Here is a 20,757-nt window from a genome sequence, read left to right on the forward strand (position 1 = left end):
AGTAATTGATTAACTTTAGTCTGCACTTAAAAAACTAATATTTAAAGTGAAAAAACTAATAACTATCGAAATTTATTACAAGATTTTGAAGTTAACGTATTTTGTTATCATATTTGGCGGTATATGTTTAGAATGTCAGGCACACATCAGCGACCCACTGTAGTAATAGATATAGAAAAGGGTTTTTTTGAAATTTCAGGTTCTTCAATTCCAGAGAACCCTATGGATGTTTTCACTCCCATTTTCGATCATTTGAATAGATATATGGAAAATCCATTACCTGTAACAGAATTACATTTCCGTCTAGATTATTTTAATACAAGTACTTCCAAACTAATGTTGGATATGATCCACAAAATGGAATCTTTAATTGACGAAGACGGCAAAGACGTGAAAATCAAATGGTTTTATAGAGAAGCTGATGATGATATGATGGAGATCGGTGAAGATTTTGCTAATCTGTGCAGATTACCAATAGAGATCATTCCTTATAACTAAAGCATTTTATTGGGGGGGAAACCAGCCTGAGACTGTTCTCCCACCAAATGAAAAAAGGGCTTAAACTTCATCCAAGAACTTCTCCAACTTTTCGATGGTTACATGATCCATAACCACTATTTTATACCATTGCGGACTTTTATGACTATCAGGAATCAAGCCATATTTTTTACAAACTTCTTTTTGTAGAAATTGAGCTTTGATGGTGACGATGTTAGCATCAGGATATCGATAATAGTCAATATCCTTTTTATTTAAGGCTTTACATAACCATTCAGTCCTATGGTTTAAAACCAAGGTTTTTTCAAACCAACCATTGGGCCCGTAGGTCATTAAAATCATCCAAATAGCAATGGCATTTGCTCCAGATCGAGAACCTATCAAAGTAAAATCTTGACCTTCCACGTAGCTAGCTTCTTGTGTATTGGCAAAATGCATCCAGTTTTTGCGAATTAAGAAGATTCCTGTTCCATAAGGTGCTTGAAGCATTTTATGGGCATCAAGAGTAATAGAATTCACATGTGGGTTGCTGAAATTCAAATTATTTTCAGGTTTTGCAAAGGGGTAGAAAAAGCCTCCGTAAGCCCCGTCAATATGAAGTTTGAATGGTATCTCCTTTTCAATAAAGGTATCTGTGTATATACTGACATCATCCACAGAACCGAACATTGTGGTCATCATATTGGCCATTATAATAAAATACTTCTTTCCATCTTGCTGTGCTTGATCAATAGTGCTTTCTAAAGCTTCCTGACTAATGGAACGGTCATTTTCATCGACTTCTACTTTATAAAAATTCACTCTCAACACATTGGATGCTTTTGCAGATGAATAATGAGCATCAGAAGAGCTAATCAACGCAATTTCATCAATACTTGCTTGGTGCTCTTGCATGAAATAATTCCTATAGATCCATACAGCTTGCATATTGGCCTCAGTGCCTCCAGAAGCTACATAACCGTCATATTCTGTATCGCAATGCAAAATATCTTCTGCACAAACCTTGATTACTTCTTTTTCAAGTTCCTGAGTGCCTCTGAAAAAGCTTTCTGACTCGCCTAAAGTATGACAACCTATATGATTCGGATTGTGAATTAAAGTGGATAGGTAGGGAGCATCTTCCAAAAAAGGTGCATTTTGATAAAATACCTTGTCATCCAAATGGGATGCTGGCAAACCTATAATATTTTCGGTATAATAATCTACATTTTCTGAAAGGGCAGAAAATATCCTTTTTCTAATCTCTAGTTGAGATAGTTTTTTCCACTTTTGCATGATTTAGAAATTTAAATTTTTTGAAATTGGTCAGATTCCTCGTGCGGAGATCTTGGAAAGGTTCTACAAAAGTAAGAATTTTAATTTCATTTCCAATATGACGTAATTTGGCATAAAATTTTTCACACTAAAATCTTAATTTTTATATTAGTATCAAGAATCAATCATTAAGAAATGAAATACAAGCTTGTCCGCTACAAAGATTACAAAATTGCGAAATTCTCTTTAATTCTTCTTAGTGCAATTGTATTACTTAGAGCAATACCTTTTGGCTTTGGTGCTTTATATGCATTAATCGAAAATTATTTTATTAAATAAGATGAAATACAAGCTTATACCCGAATCAAGATATTATCTATTATTAACCATTTCTATTTTTGCGGGTGCAATAGTATTAGCTTATGGATTGGGTTACCTCGCAGGAATGATATCGAAATTATTTTAATATAATGGAAAAAATCAAGAAAGAGCATTTTATCGGTTTTTTTGTAGGTATACTTGCTGTATTGATTTTCGATTTTGCTCTCAAACATCAAAAATATATTGATGCTTTTAATAAAGGCTATGAAAAAGCACAGCAATCTCAGGTAAAAAAAATTAATTCTTTCCATATTTATTCAAAAATCTTAACCTTCACTCAATTTAATGGTAGGTTATTTTCATCTTTGGTAAGGTTTCCTTTCATCGACTTGGAGGTAAAAATTAATGCTTGAGTTATTAAGCCGAGAATTATCAAAAGCCCTAGTTCTAAGTAGGAAAGACTAGCATTGCTGGTAACTATAGATCGAGAATTATTATATAAATCTTCTCCAACTTTCATTTGAATGGTTGACAACTTATTTAACAATTCTATATTTTCATTATACAAGTTATTTAGCTTATAAACTCCTATTTTTGGATTTTGCTCAACTACTCTGAGCTTTTCATAATTATCAAGGTAATCTTTAAATACAGTTTTCTCTGCCACTGTTAAATAAGTCATTTGATAATCCGATAATAGGGAATCAACCTGTTTATTTATAAGTGCAAACTCATCATCAATATCTATACCTTGCTTTTGTCCAAAATCAGTCAACAAATATTTCTTCTCCTGAGTAGCGGTAGCTAATTTGAAAATATAATTTTCAACTAAGAGCCTATCCTTGTAGACAGAACTAAAAGTTTCACCCAATTCATTGATGTTTTTATTTTCCCAACGATTATTAATTAGCACTAATACTAAAATAACAATAAGGGCAGATGCCAATTTTAACTTTTGCTGAATGAAATAGGAAAAATGCATAGTGTTTTCATTTTAAATAATAATAAGATAGGCAAATCTTTAGACACTAAATAATAAGAACCAAAAAATACTTACATCAGATAGAGAAAACATAATAAAGTCTATCGCCAAATTAAAAAGTTGTTTGAATTTCTAATTTGTGATTATAAGTATTTCATTTCAACCCCCCAAAAAACTCATAACAAAATAATTTCCTTTACCACCTCTTTTCCAAGCTCTTCTCTGAACAAATGTATAATTCTTTCCTTGCTCATATGAAGTTCCTGTTTTAGAGCACTGGATTCAACCGTTACGAAAAGCTTGCTTTCCTTCATAAAAACTCCTTTAGTTCTACTTGCGATTGCTTTCCCCATTAATTTCGGCCATAAATTCACCACCTGTGTTTGGTCAACCTTTCTATTTAAGTGATAAGCATCAAACATCTCATTAATGACCTGACCCAAAGGAGTAGCCTCCGATTTTCTGATGCTGGCTGGATGTGGATTTTTCTTTTTATACATTTTCTTGAGTTCTTATGTGGAATCTATTAGTTAATCGTACAAATTGCTTTTCGGTACATAATATCAGATCGATACAAGCCTTTCTCTTGTAATTGCCTAATAGGCTCTATTTTGGTCTAGTTCAAAAAATTTCTTTTCTGTATTGATATCTTTCAAATAGTCTTTACTTCTTTCGGCTCTGGCATCGGTCAAGAATATCTGACCAAACCTTCCGTCCGCCATCATTTTCAACAAATAAGCTATTCTTTTATCATCCAATTTATCAAAAATATCATCTAACAAAAGTAGTGGCTTTTGATTTTTAGCGGCTTTCAATAATTCAAATTGCGCTAATTTTAAGGCAATTACAAATGATTTCTGCTGTCCTTGAGAACCAAATTTCTTGACTTGCTTTCCTTCCGAGAGAAACACATAATCATCTTTATGAATTCCCAATGTCGTCCTCCCTTGTCGAAAATCTTTTTGCTGTTGTGATCTGAAATCCGTTTCGAAAGCATTTGTTACTCGGGTTTCATAATTAATATTGACTTCTTCCTGACCATCCGATAACTCTTGATAAAATTCCTTGAAAATAGGTAAGAAATTTTCCATCAAAGTATTGCGCTCTTCAGAAATACTTAAAGCCAATGGAATCATTAGTTCATCATAAGGAGCCAACTGATCAGCTGAAAATCTGCTTCTTTCTAAAAATGACTTTAGCAATGTATTCCTTTGCTTTAAGAGATGATTATATTTCACCAATAATTTCAAGTATTCTTGGTCTAATTGACAGAGCAGATTATCAAAGAACTTTCTCCTCATTTCACTGGCTTCCCTAACTATATCTGTATCCTGCGGGATTATCATTACCAATGGGAGTTTACCAATATGCTCGCTCAGTTTATCATATTCTTTTCCTGCCCATCTTACCATTTTTTTTTCTCCTAAACGGACAGCACAAAGCATTTCCACATTCTTATCCTCCACCTCAAAATTGGCTTTAATAGAAAAAAAAGCTTCTTCATGCAAAATATTATCCTTATCCACCGCATTAAAAGCACTTTTGGTGAAAGCCAAATAATAAATCGCATCAAGCAAGTTTGTTTTTCCCACTCCATTTCGTCCCAAAAAGCAATTAATGCCATCCACAAATGAGAAATCTGCTTGCGGATAGTTTTTGAATTGAGCTAATCGAATATTTTGGAGCTTCATTTTTCGCACTTGTGGGTTTTTTCGTTATTTTCGCATCCCGTAACAAGATGAACAAAGTTAAGTTATTCTTTTGTGACGGAAGAAATACATCAAAAAAAGAAAAAGCATTATGGCTACAAAGAAATCAAAAACTGCCAATAAAAAGAGTTTCGATAAGGAAACTTATATGGAATGGTTCAGGTCCATGTCCTTAATGAGAAGGTTTGAGGAAAAAGCTGGGCAACTATACGGTCAGCAGAAAATCAGTGGCTTTTGCCACCTTTACATTGGACAGGAGGCTTGCGTAGCTGGTGCTGTTAGTGCATTAAAAAAAGGCGATAAATATATCACTGCTTATAAGGACCATGCGCATCCGATCGGTTTAGGAACTGATCCGAAGGCAGTAATGGCTGAACTTTTTGGTAAAGAAACGGGGGTTTCCAAAGGAAAAGGAGGCTCCATGCACATGTTCGATAAAGAGAATCATTTTTTTGGTGGACATGGGATTGTAGGTGGACAGATTCCTTTGGGAGCAGGAATCGCATTTTCTGAGCAATACAAAGGAACAGATAATGTGTGCATTACTTATATGGGTGACGGTGCTGTTCGTCAGGGAGCTTTCCACGAAGCTTTAAATATGGCAATGAGCATGAAATTACCTGTAATCTTTGCTATAGAAAATAATGGTTACGCCATGGGAACTTCTGTGAAAAGAACCTCTAACGTGACCGAATTACATACCTTGGGTGAAGCATATGATATGCCTTCAAAAGGGGTAGATGCTATGAATGTGGAAAATGTTCACAATGCCGTGGCAGAGGCAGCTGAAAGAGCAAGGAAAGGGGATGGTCCAACTTTATTGGAATTCAGAACTTATCGATATAAAGGGCATTCTATGTCTGACCCCGCTAAATATAGAACTAAAGAGGAGCTAGAAGAATACAAAGGTAAAGATCCTATTGAGCAAGCTAAGGAAGCCATTTTGAAAAATAAATACGCTTCTGAGGATGAATTGAAAGAAATCGATAACGAGCAAAAAGAAATCGTAAAAGAATGCGTGAAGTTTGCCGAAGAATCTGATTTCCCTCATGTTGATGAAGTTTACAGAGATGTTTACGCTCAAGAGGATTATCCTTTTATAGTGGATTAAAGGCTTCAATGCTAAACCTGTCAGATTTCAATTTGAAAAATCTTCAAGCTATTAAATATAGCAGTAATAATTACTAGTGAAAACCTGACAGGGTTTAGTACCGTGCCTAGCACCATGGTTGGTGGAGAACCGACCATTTAATGTTTATTAGTTTAAATCCCAAAGCTTTAAACTATTAAATGATGGAATTGGGTAATAATAAATAAATTTTTATAGCTTTGCGGTCTTAAAATAGTGGCAATGGCAAAAACAAAATCTAAAGAGAAACAAAGTTCCGAGTTTTATGAAAACCCTGAGGTATTAGCTCAGCAACTTTCTAAAACAGAAGAATTCATTGAAAACAATAAAAAAGTAGTATTTGGTTTAGGGGGAGTAATCGCCTTAATCATTGTAGCCTTTTTCGGTTACCGATACTATATGAACAATCTTAATGAGGAGGCTCAGAAAGAAATGTTCCAAGCCGTATATTGGTTTGAAAATGAAGAATATGATTTGGCCTTGAATGGTGATGGCAATAACTATGGCTTTTTAGCAATAGTAGAAGATTATGGCTCAACGAAGTCAGGCAATTTAGCTAACTTCTATTTGGGTAGCATTTACATGCAGCAAGGGCAATTTGAAACTGCCATTGATTATTTAGACGATTTTAGCAGTGACGACTTATTGGTTCAAGCTAGAGCTTATGCCTTGATCGGTGATGCATACATGGAGTTGGGAAATTTTTCCTTGGCTGCGGATCAATACGGAAAAGCCGCGAATTACAAAAGCAATGGAGAATTTAGTCCTGTTTATTTCATGAAGCAAGGTTTGGCTTTTGAAAAAGCAAACGATCTAGAAGCGGCCATGGGTAGTTACCGAAAGATTACTGAAGACTTTAGTGACTCTAAACAGAAAACTGAAGCTCAAAAATACCTATCCCGATTAGAGGCTCAAAAATAATTTAACTAGAAAAAAGTGATAAAGGAAAAGGGATAGGTTTTAAAAACCTGTCCCTTTTTTGTTGGAAAATACTCAAGAAATATGGCATCAAATCTTAAAAACCTTAGTGAGCATTCCGGTAAAAACATGAAAGGATTGCAAGATAAAAACTTTGCAATAGTAGTTTCAGAATGGAATGAGGAAGTAACGGAATCCTTATATAGTGGAGCCTATGAAACATTGCTGGAAAACGGCATCCCGAAAGCAAATATTGAAAAGCATTATGTACCCGGAAGCTTTGAGTTAAGCTTAGGAGCCCAATGGATGGCAGAAAGAAAAGACATTGATGCAGTGATTTGCCTCGGGTGTGTAATTCAAGGAGAAACCAAACATTTTGATTTCATCTGTGATGCAGTGGCTCACGGGATTACTAATGTGAGCTTAAAATACAACAAACCGGTTATTTTCGGGGTTCTGACTCCTAATACGCAGCAGCAAGCTTTAGACAGAGCTGGAGGAAAACACGGCAATAAAGGAGATGAAGCTGCATTTACCGCATTAAAAATGTTAGGATTAGCAAAAGGATTATGATTGTATTAAAATTTGGCGGAACTTCTGTCGGCACGCCTCAAGGAATGAATCAGATTCGTGAAATCATCACGAAAGACAACAATAAAAAATTAGTAGTTCTGTCGGCCCTTAGTGGAGTGACCAATACTTTGGTTGAAATAGGTGAAAGGTTACGAAAAAAGGAACATGAGCAAGCTTCTAAAGTAATTAAAAAGCTGCAGAAGCGATATGATGAATTTTTAGCTGACTTATTTGAAACGGAGGTTTTCAAAAGTAAAGCCATTGCCATTATTTCAGAAAGCATGGATTTCATAAAATCCTGCCTAGAAAAACCCTTTACCAATTCCATTGATAAGGAATTATTGGCACAAGGCGAATTGATGTCCACCAATATTTTTAATTTGCATTTGCAAGAGCATAAGTTAAACAGTGCTTTGATTAATGCCTTGGATTTCGTGAGAACAGATGCTTTTTCTGAACCTGATGAGGCTTTCATCAATAAAGAATTATCTGATATTTTGATGAAGCAACCTGCTGAAACCAATCTGATTATCACCCAAGGTTATATTTGCCGAAATGCAGAAGGCCATATTGACAATTTAAAAAGAGGGGGAAGTGATTATACAGCTTCCCTCGTAGGTGCCGCATTGAATGCAGATGAAATCCAGATTTGGACGGATATTGATGGCATGCATAATAATGATCCGCGAGTGGTCGAGAAAACCTTTAGCATACCAGAGCTTTCTTTTGAAGAAGCGGCCGAGTTGGCTTATTTCGGTGCGAAGATTTTACATCCTTCTTGTATAAGACCTGCACAAAAAAGAACAATTCCTGTTCGCTTGAAAAACACTATGAAGCCTGAAGCAGCGGGCACGCTAATTCATACTAAGGAGGGCGCAGGAGAAGGTATCAAGGCGATTGCTGCTAAAGATGGCATAATTGCTATCAAAGTAAAATCTCTTCGCATGCTCATGGCCTATGGATTTTTGAGAAGAGTATTTGAAATTTTCGAGAAATACAAGACTCCTATAGATGTAATTACCACATCGGAGGTAGCCATATCGGTAACGATTGATAATATCTATTATTTAGATAGTATTTTAAGTGAGTTACGGCCTTTCGGGGAAGTGGAAGTAGATCAGGAGCAAAGTATTATTTGCTTAGTAGGCAATATGGTAGCCGAAAAACCAGGCTTAGTCAGCAAAATTTTTGCAGCCCTTCAAGATGTTCCGGTTCGCATGATTTCTTACGGAGGTAGCAGACACAATATTTCTATAGTGGTGGATACGCGCTATAAAACGGAGGCTTTGAAGAGACTGAATGATGGGGTTTTTTAGGAAGATGTATACTTAAGTTTCAGATTCTAAATAATTTTAAAATTTAAAACCATTTCATTTCACAAACTCCTCCCTAAAGGATTGGATGGATTTTTTATTCCCTAACAAGATAATAACATCCCCCTCATCACAAATGGCATCGGAATTAGGATTGAAAACGAAGCCTTCTTTTTTATCCTTAAAAGCCAGAACTGTAGCTCCTGTTTTATTTTTAACATCCATTTCGCCTAAAGAAAGATTTTTAAATTTGTCTTTAAGTAAGTTGTGATTGATCTCTTCTAAGGAATATTCAGAATCATGATCTCCATTGAGAATTTCTAAAAACTGTACTACACTTGGTCTTGTAACCAAGGATGCCATATAAGAGCCTCCTACTCTATCCGGCATTACTACATGATCTGCTCCAGCTCTTCTTAATTTTTTCTCGGTATTTCTTTCTGTTGCCTTGGCTATTATTTGTATTTGTGGATTAAGCTCTTTTGCTGTAAGGGTAATAAATACATTATCCGCATCACTGGGTAAGGTGGTTATAATGGTACTTGCTCTTTCAACACCTGCTTCAACCAACACAGACTCAAGGACAGCATCATCATGCAGTAGCTGATAGCCTTTTTCGTTATTGTAATTATTAATAACATCAGCATTCTTTTCTATGAATACCAAATCTCTTTTAGAGACACCTAGCCCATTTCCAGCTATCTCTCCATTCTTACCAAATCCACATATTACAATATGATTATTTAATTTCTTCAATGCTTTTTTATCTGTATAAGTTTTATAAATTTCTCTGAATCTTCCCTCAAATAAGAAATAACGGAAGCGGTATAAGCAAATAACCCTAAATTAATAATAATATAAAATACAGTAAAAAGCTTTCCTTTATCGCTCAAAGGCTGAACCTCGTTAAATCCAACAGTTGAAAAAGTGATAACGGACATATACACACCGTCTTTAAAACCGTAGCTTTCAATAATCATATACCCCACACCGCCCAGCAAAATACTGGTCATAATCATCAAGAAAGCATAAATAAGTTTCCTTATAGCTGGTTGCATGCTGGAATTTAACTAAAAAGAAGGAAATTCTTATTCAGTAACCTCCACTCCTTTCCAAAAAGCTACGTAATTCTCAAATTTCTTGGCCATCTCTTTCGTTTCAGGATAATACCAGGCCGCATCTTTATTCTCTTTTCCATCTACCTTTAGGCTAAAATAAGAAGCAGTTCCTTTCCAAGGGCAAACTGTATGGTAGTCTGTTTTGTGATAGTACTCTTTTTTAATTGATTCTGGCGGGAAATAATGATTCCCCTCAATAACTATAGTTTCATCACTTTCTGCTACTACTTGATCGTTCCAAATGGCTTTCATAATATTTGATTTTTCAGATTAACCCCGCTTTGTCATATTTGTTCTATTGTCCAAGTCTGACAGGTTTTATTTCCATAATTAACATGAAAAAGCAGGCTTTATGCATAAATTAGAAAAATATTAAAATTTCTTCAACTAACGGATTAAACTACTAATTGATGTCAAATAAACATATTTATGATCTGATTATCATTGGAGGCGGTCAAAGTGCCTTGGCTTGTGGCTACTACCTTCGAAGAACGGGACTCGATTACATTATTTTGGATAATCAAGAAGAATGCGGTGGTGCTTGGCAAAAAGCTTGGGACTCATTAACACTTTTCTCTCCTGCCGAACATAGCTCTTTGCCCGGTTGGTTGATGCCTCAATCTAAAAATGAATTTCCTAGCAAAAAAGAGGTTATTGATTATGTTTGTCAATACGAAAAACGATATAAAATCCCAGTTGAAAGACCCGTTGAGGTAAAAGAAGTAGGGAAGGAATCTAATTACTTTAAAATTATTACAAATCAGGCCACCTATTATAGTAAAAGGTTGATTTCTGCTACCGGAACTTGGGATAAACCTTTTATTCCCAATGTAGCTGGTAGGGATATTTTTCAAGGAACACAATTACATTCCGCTTTCTATCAAAGTTCAAGAGATTTTGAAGGGAAAAAAGTATTGATAGTGGGCGAGGGCAATTCAGGTGCCCAGATTTTAGCTGAAATTTCAAAGGTAGCCGATACCAAATGGGCAACTCGAAATTCACCAGAATTTTTGCCTGATGATGTAGATGGTCGAGTATTATTCGATCAAGCAACAGCTAAATATTATGCTGAGAAAAAGGGAGAGAAGTTTGATATGTCTAAGTATAATTTAGGCAATATCGTAATGGTTCCTTCTGTAAAGGAAGCCCGAAATAGAGATGTTTTACACTCAGCAGGGCAGTTCACATCATTTACTGAAAAAGGAGTGATCTGGGAATCAGGTAAAAAAGAATCCTTCGATGCGGTTATTTGGTGCACTGGTTTCGGGTACGGCACAGAACACTTAAAAAACATTGTAGCTAAGGACGAAAAAGGAAAAATCAAAACCACAGGAACACGATCAATTGAAGAAAAAAATCTTTGGCTGGTAGGTTATGGTGGATGGACCGGTTTTGCATCTGCAACTTTAATTGGGGTGGGAAGGAGTGCAAAATTAACCATAAAGCAAGTACAGGAGAGCTTGCAATAGCATTATGCAATCCAGTTTTGTACTGAAAAAAAGCTAACAAGCATTCGTTTGTTAATTCTACCTATTTTTTCATTTACAAAGAATATATATCATTTTTTCAACAAACTGATAACATATTTGGTTATATAACCAGTTTAGTCAATAATATTTCTGATATTAACAATAAACCAAAATATAAAATCTATGAAAAAACAGTATCTAGTTATGATTATTCTATTCCTCATGGGGTCGTTTTCATACGCTCAAGAGAAAGTAATAGAAGGAACAGTGGTTAGTGCCAGTGATGGATTACCATTAATTGGTGCAACGGTCGTGAAAAAAGGTTCTACATCAGGTGCTACAACTGATTTAGATGGAAAATTTAAAGTTGAAATCTCTGAACCAGAAATTTTAGTAATTTCATTTATAGGCTTTGCAGAAAAACAAGTAGCAGTTAATTTAGATCAATCAGGGGAATTAATCATTCGCTTGGAAGAAGATATTACTAAACTAAATGAAGTAGTAGTTTCTGGTTTAGCTTCTAGCGTAAAAAGGTCTAATTTAGGTAACGCGGTGGCTACTGTTTCATCCGAAGAGCTTACGGGCATTACAAATCAGCCCACCATGGACAATGCTCTCTATGGGAAAGTCACTGGGGTTAACATTACTTCAAGTTCAGGAGCTCCAGGTGGAGGAATTGCTATGAGGCTTAGAGGTGTAACTTCTATCACCGGAAACAATCAACCATTATTTATTATTGATGGTGTTTATGTTAGTAATGCAGAGGTACCAAGCGGCTTGAGAAATGCATCCGGAGCTAATTCAGGAAATGAGGAAAACGCCTCCAACAGAATAGCTGATTTGGCACCAAGTGACATAGAGAATATTGAAGTACTAAAAGGACCTTCAGCAGCCGCAATCTATGGTGCTCGTGCTAATGCTGGAGTGGTAATTATAACTACTAAAAGAGGTAAAAGAGGTGAAACTAGAGTTAATCTTACTCAAGATATTGGCTTCAGCACAATTCAAAGAAAAGTGGGAATAGGTCAAAGAGACTGGACGCCTTCTTTAGTTGAAGAAACATTTGGTACTGATGAAGTAGCAAGATACAATGCTGCAGTAAATGGACGTGGATTAATTGACTACGAAGAAGAGATCTATGGGGAAACAGGCCTAATCACGGATACGAAAATAAGTGCAACTGGCGGTAGTGAAAAAACTAAATTTTATGTTGGCGCATCCTTAAGGGATGAGGAAGGGATTATAAAAAACACAGGCTATACTAGGGCAAGTGTTCGTGCCAACATTGACCATCAATTTAATGATAGGATAAAGTTTACTACGTCTAGTAATTTTGTGAATTCAACTACTCAACGAGGATTTACCGGAAATGAAAATGAAGGTGGTTTAAGTATGGGATATAACATGGCCTTTACTAGACCATGGGCTAATTTATTTCCTGATGAGTTCGGTAATTATCCAGACAATCCAAATGCGGCTGGAAACATGCTGCTAGTTAGAGATCAGGCTATAAATGACGAGGTGATAAATCGCTTTATTCAGGGTGCTAGCATTGATGTAAGCTTGTACGAAACGGACCAGTCATTTTTGAAATTTAAATGGAATGGTGGATTTGACAGTTACAATTTAGAAACTTACGTCTACGTGCCAGAATATCATCAAGCTCAAAGAGGACTACAAAATGGATTTATTGGAGTTGGTAAAAACAGCATTTTCAATACCAACAACCAAGGATTCTTAGTTTGGGATAACTACCTCAGCGGTGGCTCATTCCAATTAACGTCACAGGTTGGTTACACTTACATTACTTTTGACAGAGATTTGGTGTATAATCAAGCCACACAATTAATTCCTGGGCAAACCACTTTGGGTCAATCTGGTACACAAGAACTTGACCAGACCTTAGAGAACGTTAAGGAATTCGGATATTTTGCACAGCAAGAAGTAAATTTCGAAGACAAAATAATCGCGACTCTAGGAATAAGAGCTGATAAATCCACATTAAACTCAGACCAAAACCAGTTTTACTATTTCCCTAAGGCATCTGTAGCCTTAAATTTAGCGAATTTCGATTTTTGGGCATTGGATTTATTTAATCAATTTAAATTGAGAGCCGCATATGGCGAAACAGGTTCAAGCGCTACCTTTGGTTCACTCTATACGAGTTTCCAAGCTGTTAATATAGGAGGGTCTCCCGGGGTTTCTGTTGGAGGCTTGAGAGGAAGTGAAGATTTAATACCAGAAACTGCCTCTGAATTCGAAACTGGTATCGATATGACTCTTATAGACAATAAACTGTCTTTAACAGCAACTTATTATAACCGAAATATAAATGATTTAATTCTTCAAAGAGCATTACAGCCATCTACCGGTTTTGCATTGGAAGTTACGAATTTAGCTGACTTGCAAAATCAGGGGCTAGAGTTGGCGTTAAACGCAAGTCCTGTCCAAAATGAAAATTTTGTTTGGACCTCCACAACTAACTTTTGGTTTAATAGATCTAAAGTAACAAGGTTAGATGTTCCGGCATTTGCACCAGCTGGATCTGGATTCGGATTGGGACTTGGAACTGCCTTTATCGAAGAAGGTCAACCCGTTACTCAATTGAAAGGTACGATTGATGGAGAAGTGGTGACCGTGGGAGATGCAGAGCCTGATTTCCAAACGTCTTTCTTTAACAACTTTACCATTTTCAAGAATTTTGATTTTAGCTTCTTAATTCATGTAAAGCAAGGCGGAAGTAACTTGAATCTTACCACATATTTAACAGATTTAGCTGGTCTAACAGGTGATTTAGATGATCCTTCAGGTGTTGAAAGGACTTCCAATCCTAATACTGACCGATTTATAGAAGATGCTTCTTATATGCGATTAAGAGAGATTGCATTATACTATAGACTACCAGAATCAGCAGTAAGCGTATTTAATGGTGCGGTAAACAAAATAAAGATTGGCGCTTCAGGCAGGAATCTATGGACCATTGCACCTTACACAGGGTATGACCCTGAAGTATCAGCTAAAGGTGGCACAGGGCTTTCCACAGGATTGGATGTGAACCCTTTCCCTTCTACCAAACAAGTTTATTTTCACTTAGCATTAGAATTTTAAACTAAGAAATTATGAAAAATATTAATATGAAATCAATAATATCTGGATTAATGGCTTTCTCTATGCTGCTCTTCTTTTCGTGTGAATTTGAAGATCAGGTAGATCCTAACAATCCAAATTTACAGCAATACAATGAAGACGCCACAGTCAACGAATTAAACAACATAGTTGTTGGGATGGAGTCAGGAATGCGCAACGGTTTAGCATTATATGTAACTTCGACAGGGACTATTGCCAGAGAGCTATATCTTTTCAATGCTGATCCAAGGAATACAGAAGATCTGTTGGGCAAAAATGGTGGACAACTAGACAACAATGTATTCTATTTGAATGGTCCTTATAATGGCAGCTATACAAATGTGAAAAATGCAAATATATTGTTAAATGCCCTAGATAATACTGAATTTGTTTCAGATCAAGAAAAAGCAGGCTACCGTGGTTTTGCTAACACTGTGATTGCACTTCAGGAATTACGGGTATTGAATATGTTGGATGAAAATGGCATACGGATTGATGTTGCTGACCCAGATGACTTAGGACCGTTTGTTAGCAAAGAGGCTGCTTTAGCTCATATTGCAGATCTATTAAACACAGCTAATACCCAATTAGGGAATGCTGGCTCTACTTTCCCTTTTGATTTATCAACTGGATTTGACGGATTTGATACTCCGGCAACATTTACCCAATTTAACAGAGCTTTGGCGGCTAGGGTTGCAATTTATCGGGAAGAATGGGGGTCAGTGGCAGGATTGCTAACTGATTCATTTTTTGATCCAAGTGGTGATTTAACTGTTGGACCAAAGCATAGCTTTTCAACAGCTTCTGGTGACCAATTGAACGGGTTATTTAAGATTCCGGGTAATAATGGAGATATGATCGTAGTGCATGACAGATTTATTGAAAATGCAGAAGCTGGCGATTTAAGAATTGCGAGAAAAATGGCTGAAAGAGAAAACGCTGCTTCTCAAGACGGATTGAACGGTGAGTACGAAACAGCATTATATCCGTCTCCTACATCACCGATTGATATCATTAGAAACGAAGAGCTGGTGTTAATCTCTGCTGAAGCCAAGCTGCAAAATGGAGATATCCCAGGAGCCATAGCTGATCTAGATATTATCAGAGACTATGCAGGTCTGGATCCGTACAGTGGAGCAGAAACTGAAAATGCTGTAACTGATGAATTGTTAAAGCAAAGACAATACTCTTTATGGTGTGAAGGCCATGCGATGGTTGACCTTAGGAGATATGGACGATTAAATGCCAACAATTTACCAATCGACAGAGCCGGAGATCAAGTATTCTCCGAATTTCCAGTTCCATTAACAGAAAATGATTAAGAAGATAAATTATAATATTTAGTTCTAAAACCTCCATGTTGATTCTCTCAATATGGAGGTTTTTTTATATCTATGACGTAGCAAATTCGTCAAAACATTATTTTATATTCTTTGCTTACATCGGTTGAAATCCTTAGTTTTCTTAAATAATTTTTTCAACCGATATGATATCCACGTACTGGAGGTTTCTTTTTGCCCTTTTGTTTATCTCAAATATTTGTGAATCCTTTGCTATTAATAACATATCTATCCAGCCAAATGAATCCTTTGACGGACTAGGAAAGCAAATACAGTTTTTGGAGGACACTGAACATCAACTTACTTTTCAAGAAATATTATCCCCTAAATATCAATCTCTTTTCAAGTATGGCAAACAGGAAATTCCTACTTACGGACTAAAAGATTTAACGCTATGGGTAAAGATAGAAATTGAACACTTCGATCAATTCGAAACGCCTTATGTATTGGAAATTGGCTATCCTACATTTGACTCCATTACCTACTTCATACTGCAAGAATCCACTATAATAGATGAGGGTTTCCTGGGCGATAGAATTAAATTTTCAGAGCGAGAAATCCGCCATAAGAACTTTATCATCCCATTAGAATTAAATAAGGGAAATAGGACTAGTATATATTTGAAAATACGAAATAAAGGTTCCATTATCCTGCCGATCAGTATCAAAACTAAGGAACAGCTGTTTGCAGAAGATATCTCAGAAGAAATATCCTACGGTATTTTTTATGGAATAATGTTAGTAATGTTGTTATACAACCTGCTTTTAGCCTTTTCAGCCCGCTCTATCAGTTATATTTACTATGTTGGAATTATAACGGGAAATCTACTCACCCTCTCGGCATTAAATGGTCATGCTTTTATGTACTTGTGGTACGATCTGCCATGGTGGGCAAATCATGTTATTGTTTTTGGTATTGGTCTATGGATATTAGCCAGTAATCAATTTGCATTAAGCTTTTTGGAGACTAAAAAATACTTCCCTAGATACCACTGGGTATTTAGATTCATGAAATTGGTAGCAATCGTTATCATCATTTTGGCTTTCACTGCTGATTACTCTATTAGTTTAAAAGTTGCCAATTATTCCCTCCTCATAAATTGTTTAGTCCTGCTATTTAGTGGCATCTACTTTTGGTCAAAGAAAGTAAAGGTGGCCGGCATTTTCACCTTAGCTTGGTCCGTATATTTAATTGGTGTTTTACTTTATACTCTAAGAAACTTGGGGTTTCTTCCCGTGACTTCAATAACATCACATGTTTTGGAATTTGGAGCAATTGCTGAAGTGATTTTGCTATCTGTATCGCTAGGTTATAAGTACCGCTTGCTGGAGACCGATAAAAAGGCCGCTCAAGAAAATGCGATGGATTTAATGGCTCAAAGTCAAAAATTGGTACAGGAGCAAAATGAAGAATTGGAAAGACAGGTAAGCTTAAGAACAGCTGAGTTGGAACAAAAACAAGAAGAAATTTTAACACAAAACGAAGAGTTAAACTCAAAAAATGAAAGTCTATTAGAAGCTCAACAAATAATTAAAGCACAAAACACAAAGCTAAAAGAATACACGGACGATTTGGAGGCTCAAGTAGCCAAAAGAACCAGTGATTTGGAATCAACCAATGCCGAATTAGCACAAAATGTGCAGAAATTAGAGCAATATGCATTTATGACGGCACACAACCTCAGAGCCCCTGTCGCTAGATTATTGGGACTAACACATCTGCTCGAAATCAGCCCTGATACTGAAAAGTCAGATTGGCTGGATATCATATCGAAAATTAAAGAAGAAGGTGATAGTTTAGACTCAGTAATTAAAGATCTTAATGCCATCCTCGATCTAAGAAAAGAAGTAGAAGAAGACAAAGAGTGGATAGATTTAAGCAGGACCTTAGCACAAACAAAAAGAATATTGAAAAATTCAATTGAATTAAGTGGCGCTGAAATTAATTTTGACAACAGTGCATTTAACGAAATAGAATGCAATCCTACCTATGTTGATAGCATATTTTACAACTTAATCTCGAATGCCATAAAGTATCGTTCCTCTAAAAGAAAATTAAAACTAATGATTGGTACTAAAATCTATAAAGACAAAAAAATCATAAGTTTTGCTGATAATGGCATGGGCATAGATTTGGAGAAAAATAAAGATAAACTCTTCGGAATGTATAGGCGATTTCACACTCATGTGGAAGGAAAAGGTTTGGGCTTATATCTTGTGAAGAGTCAGATGGAAATACTAGGTGGAAAAATACAAGTGAACAGTGAGATCGATAAAGGGACTACTTTTACTTTACTCTTCCCTTTCACTTAATTTCAGACTGTATTCTACAGATCCAATATTAAATTCTCGTTGAGTACAAATCCCCTTTTCGTTGTAGCTAATAATTGTCTTTTCACCTTCATTATTCATCATCATGAAGCGATTTTCTTCAGGAAGTTTAGCTATTTTTTGATATTTATGGTTGTTTTCAGAAAAAACAGAGTCTCTTTTGTCAGGAGGAGTAAAATATAGTTTCAAAGTACTTTTTAAAACTGCTTTTTCATGCCAATCTCTTACCGTATCCACAGTAGTCCTATAATACTTTCGCTCATGAAGTTTTTCAATTTTGGCTTCTTCAACTATTTCATTATTTCTCTTGTCTACGAAATACGCCTGGATCAGTGTATCATTTTGATAAATGGCCTCCATTAATTGTACCATCTGAGTTGGTCTAAACAGTTTATACTCTAAATCCATTACCGCTGAATAGTATACTTTTCCACTGTCCAACAATTTCTTAGTAACCAACATATTCCCAACTGGTTTGCCTTGTATGGAAACATCATAAACCAATTCTTGGGCATATAGATTGCAACCAAGTATTGATAAAAAACATACAACAAAAAATACTTTCAACCTGCCCATTCTTCTCTATCTAAACTTCTATACTGAATTGCCTCTGCCAAATGCTCAATCTTTATATCTTCACTTCCAGCCAAATCTGCTATGGTCCGAGAAACTTTCATGATTCTATCATATGCTCTAGCAGAAAGCCCTAGCTTTTCCATAGCATTCTTTAGTAACGCCTTACCAGCCGAATTTATTACGCACACTTCCTTCACCATTTGGGACGGCATTAAAGCATTAGAATGTACTTCAGCCATATCCGTGAATCGTTTTTCTTGAATTTCTTTGGCAGCAATTACCCTCTTGCGAATGGTTTCACTGCTTTCGGCCTTTCGGTCGGCTGTCATTTGATCAAAGGAAACAGGGGTTACTTCCACGTGCAAATCAATTCTGTCCAATAACGGACCACTAACTTTATTCAAATATCGTTTCACCGAACCGGGCGGGCAAACACATTCCTTTTCAGGATGATTATAGTATCCACATGGACAAGGATTCATACTGGCAAGTAACATAAAATTAGCAGGAAAATCCACTGATACTTTAGCCCTAGAAATTGTTACTCTGCGTTCTTCTAATGGTTGACGCATTACTTCCAGGACAGTTCTTTTAAATTCTGGCAGTTCATCTAAAAACAGGACACCATTATTGGCCAAAGATATTTCACCAGGTTGAGGAATCCCACCTCCTCCTACTAAGGCTACATCCGAGATAGTATGATGCGGGGCTCGATAGGGCCTTGTGGCAATCAATGAAGCATTAGCTCCTAGTCTTCCAGCAACCGAATGAATCTTGGTAGTTTCTAGTGCTTCCGTCAAACTAAGAGGTGGTAAAATTGAAGGGAATCTTTTGGCCAGCATAGTTTTCCCTGCACCGGGTGGGCCAACCATAATCACATTATGTCCACCAGCGGCAGCAATTTCCAAGGCTCTTTTAATATTTTCCTGACCTTGCACATCTGCAAAATCAGCTTCATAGTCGTTCAGGTTAGTGAAGAAAATATCTCGAGTATCTACTTCTTCAGGCTTGATATTAGAAGTGCCTTCCAAAACACCGATTGCATCTTTTAGGTTTTGAACACCAATAACATCCAAGTTATTTACAATGGCCGCCTCAGCAGCATTCTCTTTCGGTAGAATAAACCCCTTAAAACCTTTCTTTCTGGCTTCTATGGCAATAGGTAAAACACCTTTTACGGGTCTGAGCGTACCATCCAAAGCAAGCTCTCCCATTATCATATAGTGTTCTAAATCTTCAGTAAAAATTTGCTCCGAGCCTTTTAATATTCCTAGAGCAATAGGTAAGTCGTAAGCTGATCCCTCCTTCTTAACATCAGCGGGAGCCAAATTAATCACTACTTTTTGTCGTGGCATCCTATATCCACTGTATTTTATTGCCGCATCAATCCGATGCTCACTTTCTTTTATTGCATTGTCTGGTAAACCAACCATGAAAAATTTCATTCCTTGGCTTACATTCACTTCTATGGTGATTACATTGGCATCTACTCCGTAAACTGAACTTCCATAAGATTTAGCTAGCATACCCTAATCTCTTTTCAATCAGTAAAATAAAAATATGAATAATTTTAATATGAATTTCTTGAATTCTGTCAGCATACCCATCATGTGGAACTCGGATTTCCACATCACATTCATTCGCTAATTTTCCACCATCTTTCCCTGTCAATCCAATAATTTTCATGCCTTTTGCTTTAGCCGATTTGCAAGCCTCAAGGATATTTTTTGAATTGCCACTGGTGCTAATGGCTAATAGGACATCTCCCTTTTTACCTAATGACTCAACAGCTCTGCTGAAAATATAATCAAAACCATAATCATTCCCTACGCATGTCACATGGCTTACCTCAGATATTGCCATCGCAGCTATTGCAGGACGGGCTTCACGAAACTTACCACTTAATTCTTCCGCAAAGTGCATTGCATCACAATGAGAGCCGCCATTTCCGCAACTCATTACTTTCCCTTCCTGATTGAAGGAATCTACCATCAAATCAACAGCTGTTTCAATATTGGCTAATTGTTCCGGTTGATTTAAAAAATTTTCTAGTGTTTCTTGAGCTGAATTGAGTTCGTTTTTAATCAGGTTAATCATGAAG

At 36.3% G+C, this 20,757-nt stretch carries 19 protein-coding genes; 9 read left to right on the top strand and 10 right to left on the bottom strand.

The window, feature by feature from the left end; all coding sequences use genetic code 11:
- Positions 1-123: 123 nt before the first annotated feature.
- Entirely contained in the window at positions 124-498 is a 375-nt protein-coding gene (locus Q3Y49_RS04425; protein ID WP_303271033.1) for a DUF1987 domain-containing protein, read from the top strand.
- A 60-nt stretch (positions 499-558) separates the two neighbouring features.
- Here Q3Y49_RS04425 and Q3Y49_RS04430 read toward each other — a convergent pair whose 3' ends face one another.
- The 4 genes from Q3Y49_RS04430 to recF all read right to left on the bottom strand — a co-directional run bounded on the left by Q3Y49_RS04430 (position 559) and on the right by recF (position 4,746).
- Positions 559-1,773: a pyridoxal phosphate-dependent decarboxylase family protein gene (locus Q3Y49_RS04430; RefSeq protein WP_303271034.1), complete on the bottom strand. Its 1,215-nt coding sequence runs from the start codon at positions 1,771-1,773 to the stop codon at positions 559-561.
- Positions 1,774-2,410: 637 nt separating this feature from the next.
- The gene (locus Q3Y49_RS04435) at positions 2,411-3,055 is read right to left on the bottom strand and encodes an MCP four helix bundle domain-containing protein (protein WP_303271035.1); all 645 of its coding nucleotides are present in this window, start codon (positions 3,053-3,055) and stop codon (positions 2,411-2,413) included.
- A gap of 176 nt (positions 3,056-3,231) precedes the next feature.
- Entirely contained in the window at positions 3,232-3,555 is a 324-nt protein-coding gene (locus Q3Y49_RS04440) for a DciA family protein (RefSeq protein WP_303271036.1), read from the bottom strand.
- Positions 3,556-3,651: 96 nt separating this feature from the next.
- Positions 3,652-4,746 carry a DNA replication/repair protein RecF gene (recF, locus tag Q3Y49_RS04445; RefSeq protein WP_303271037.1) on the bottom strand — a complete coding sequence of 365 codons (1,095 nt, stop codon included), beginning with the start codon at positions 4,744-4,746 and terminating at the stop codon, positions 3,652-3,654.
- A gap of 109 nt (positions 4,747-4,855) precedes the next feature.
- Between recF and pdhA the strand changes: the two genes are divergently transcribed.
- From pdhA to Q3Y49_RS04465, 4 genes are all read left to right on the top strand, one after another.
- The gene (gene pdhA, locus Q3Y49_RS04450; RefSeq protein ID WP_303271038.1) at positions 4,856-5,875 is read left to right on the top strand and encodes a pyruvate dehydrogenase (acetyl-transferring) E1 component subunit alpha; all 1,020 of its coding nucleotides are present in this window, start codon (positions 4,856-4,858) and stop codon (positions 5,873-5,875) included.
- A gap of 240 nt (positions 5,876-6,115) precedes the next feature.
- Positions 6,116-6,814 carry a tetratricopeptide repeat protein gene (locus Q3Y49_RS04455; protein ID WP_303271039.1) on the top strand — a complete coding sequence of 233 codons (699 nt, stop codon included), beginning with the start codon at positions 6,116-6,118 and terminating at the stop codon, positions 6,812-6,814.
- Between the two features lie 81 nt (positions 6,815-6,895).
- Positions 6,896-7,384, top strand: coding sequence for a 6,7-dimethyl-8-ribityllumazine synthase (gene ribH, locus Q3Y49_RS04460; RefSeq protein WP_303271040.1), 489 nt, complete (start codon positions 6,896-6,898; stop codon positions 7,382-7,384).
- On the top strand, positions 7,381-8,700 hold the full coding sequence (locus Q3Y49_RS04465) for an aspartate kinase (RefSeq protein ID WP_303271041.1): 1,320 nt from the start codon (positions 7,381-7,383) through the stop codon (positions 8,698-8,700). The genes ribH and Q3Y49_RS04465 overlap by 4 nt, the downstream gene beginning before the upstream one ends.
- 54 nt (positions 8,701-8,754) lie before the next feature.
- Here the strand turns inward: Q3Y49_RS04465 and Q3Y49_RS04470 are convergent, their stop codons facing one another.
- From Q3Y49_RS04470 to Q3Y49_RS04480, 3 genes are read right to left on the bottom strand one after another with little or no spacing between them, the layout of a single operon-like run.
- Positions 8,755-9,453 (bottom strand): potassium channel family protein, encoded by a 699-nt coding sequence (locus Q3Y49_RS04470; RefSeq protein ID WP_303271042.1) that lies wholly within the window; start codon positions 9,451-9,453, stop codon positions 8,755-8,757.
- The gene (locus Q3Y49_RS04475; RefSeq protein WP_303271043.1) at positions 9,450-9,755 is read right to left on the bottom strand and encodes a potassium channel family protein; all 306 of its coding nucleotides are present in this window, start codon (positions 9,753-9,755) and stop codon (positions 9,450-9,452) included. Before Q3Y49_RS04475 ends, Q3Y49_RS04470 begins: the two co-directional genes overlap by 4 nt.
- A 30-nt stretch (positions 9,756-9,785) precedes the next feature.
- Positions 9,786-10,067: a DUF427 domain-containing protein gene (locus Q3Y49_RS04480; protein WP_303271044.1), complete on the bottom strand. Its 282-nt coding sequence runs from the start codon at positions 10,065-10,067 to the stop codon at positions 9,786-9,788.
- Between the two features lie 158 nt (positions 10,068-10,225).
- Here Q3Y49_RS04480 and Q3Y49_RS04485 point away from each other — a divergent pair, with 158 nt between their 5' ends.
- The 4 genes from Q3Y49_RS04485 to Q3Y49_RS04500 all read left to right on the top strand — a co-directional run bounded on the left by Q3Y49_RS04485 (position 10,226) and on the right by Q3Y49_RS04500 (position 18,062).
- Positions 10,226-11,284, top strand: coding sequence for an ArsO family NAD(P)H-dependent flavin-containing monooxygenase (locus Q3Y49_RS04485; RefSeq protein WP_303271045.1), 1,059 nt, complete (start codon positions 10,226-10,228; stop codon positions 11,282-11,284).
- Positions 11,285-11,467: 183 nt separating this feature from the next.
- Complete coding sequence (locus tag Q3Y49_RS04490) at positions 11,468-14,392, top strand: SusC/RagA family TonB-linked outer membrane protein (protein WP_303271046.1); 2,925 nt, start codon at positions 11,468-11,470, stop codon at positions 14,390-14,392.
- An 11-nt stretch (positions 14,393-14,403) separates the two neighbouring features.
- Complete coding sequence (locus tag Q3Y49_RS04495; protein ID WP_303271047.1) at positions 14,404-15,732, top strand: RagB/SusD family nutrient uptake outer membrane protein; 1,329 nt, start codon at positions 14,404-14,406, stop codon at positions 15,730-15,732.
- A 164-nt stretch (positions 15,733-15,896) separates the two neighbouring features.
- Entirely contained in the window at positions 15,897-18,062 is a 2,166-nt protein-coding gene (locus tag Q3Y49_RS04500) for a 7TM diverse intracellular signaling domain-containing protein (protein ID WP_303271048.1), read from the top strand.
- Here the strand turns inward: Q3Y49_RS04500 and Q3Y49_RS04505 are convergent.
- The 3 genes from Q3Y49_RS04505 to lpcA are packed head-to-tail and all read right to left on the bottom strand — an operon-like array spanning position 18,042 to position 20,753.
- A complete protein-coding gene (locus tag Q3Y49_RS04505; RefSeq protein ID WP_303271049.1) occupies positions 18,042-18,656 on the bottom strand; it encodes a DUF6134 family protein in 615 nt (204 codons plus the stop codon). The genes Q3Y49_RS04500 and Q3Y49_RS04505 overlap by 21 nt on opposite strands.
- Positions 18,644-20,182 carry a YifB family Mg chelatase-like AAA ATPase gene (locus Q3Y49_RS04510; protein WP_303271050.1) on the bottom strand — a complete coding sequence of 513 codons (1,539 nt, stop codon included), beginning with the start codon at positions 20,180-20,182 and terminating at the stop codon, positions 18,644-18,646. The genes Q3Y49_RS04505 and Q3Y49_RS04510 overlap by 13 nt, the downstream gene beginning before the upstream one ends.
- Positions 20,172-20,753 (bottom strand): D-sedoheptulose 7-phosphate isomerase, encoded by a 582-nt coding sequence (lpcA, locus tag Q3Y49_RS04515; protein ID WP_303271051.1) that lies wholly within the window; start codon positions 20,751-20,753, stop codon positions 20,172-20,174. Before lpcA ends, Q3Y49_RS04510 begins: the two co-directional genes overlap by 11 nt.
- Between the last annotated feature and the right edge of the window lie 4 nt (positions 20,754-20,757).

This window comes from Marivirga harenae (assembly GCF_030534335.1).
GTDB lineage: Bacteria > Bacteroidota > Bacteroidia > Cytophagales > Cyclobacteriaceae > Marivirga > Marivirga harenae.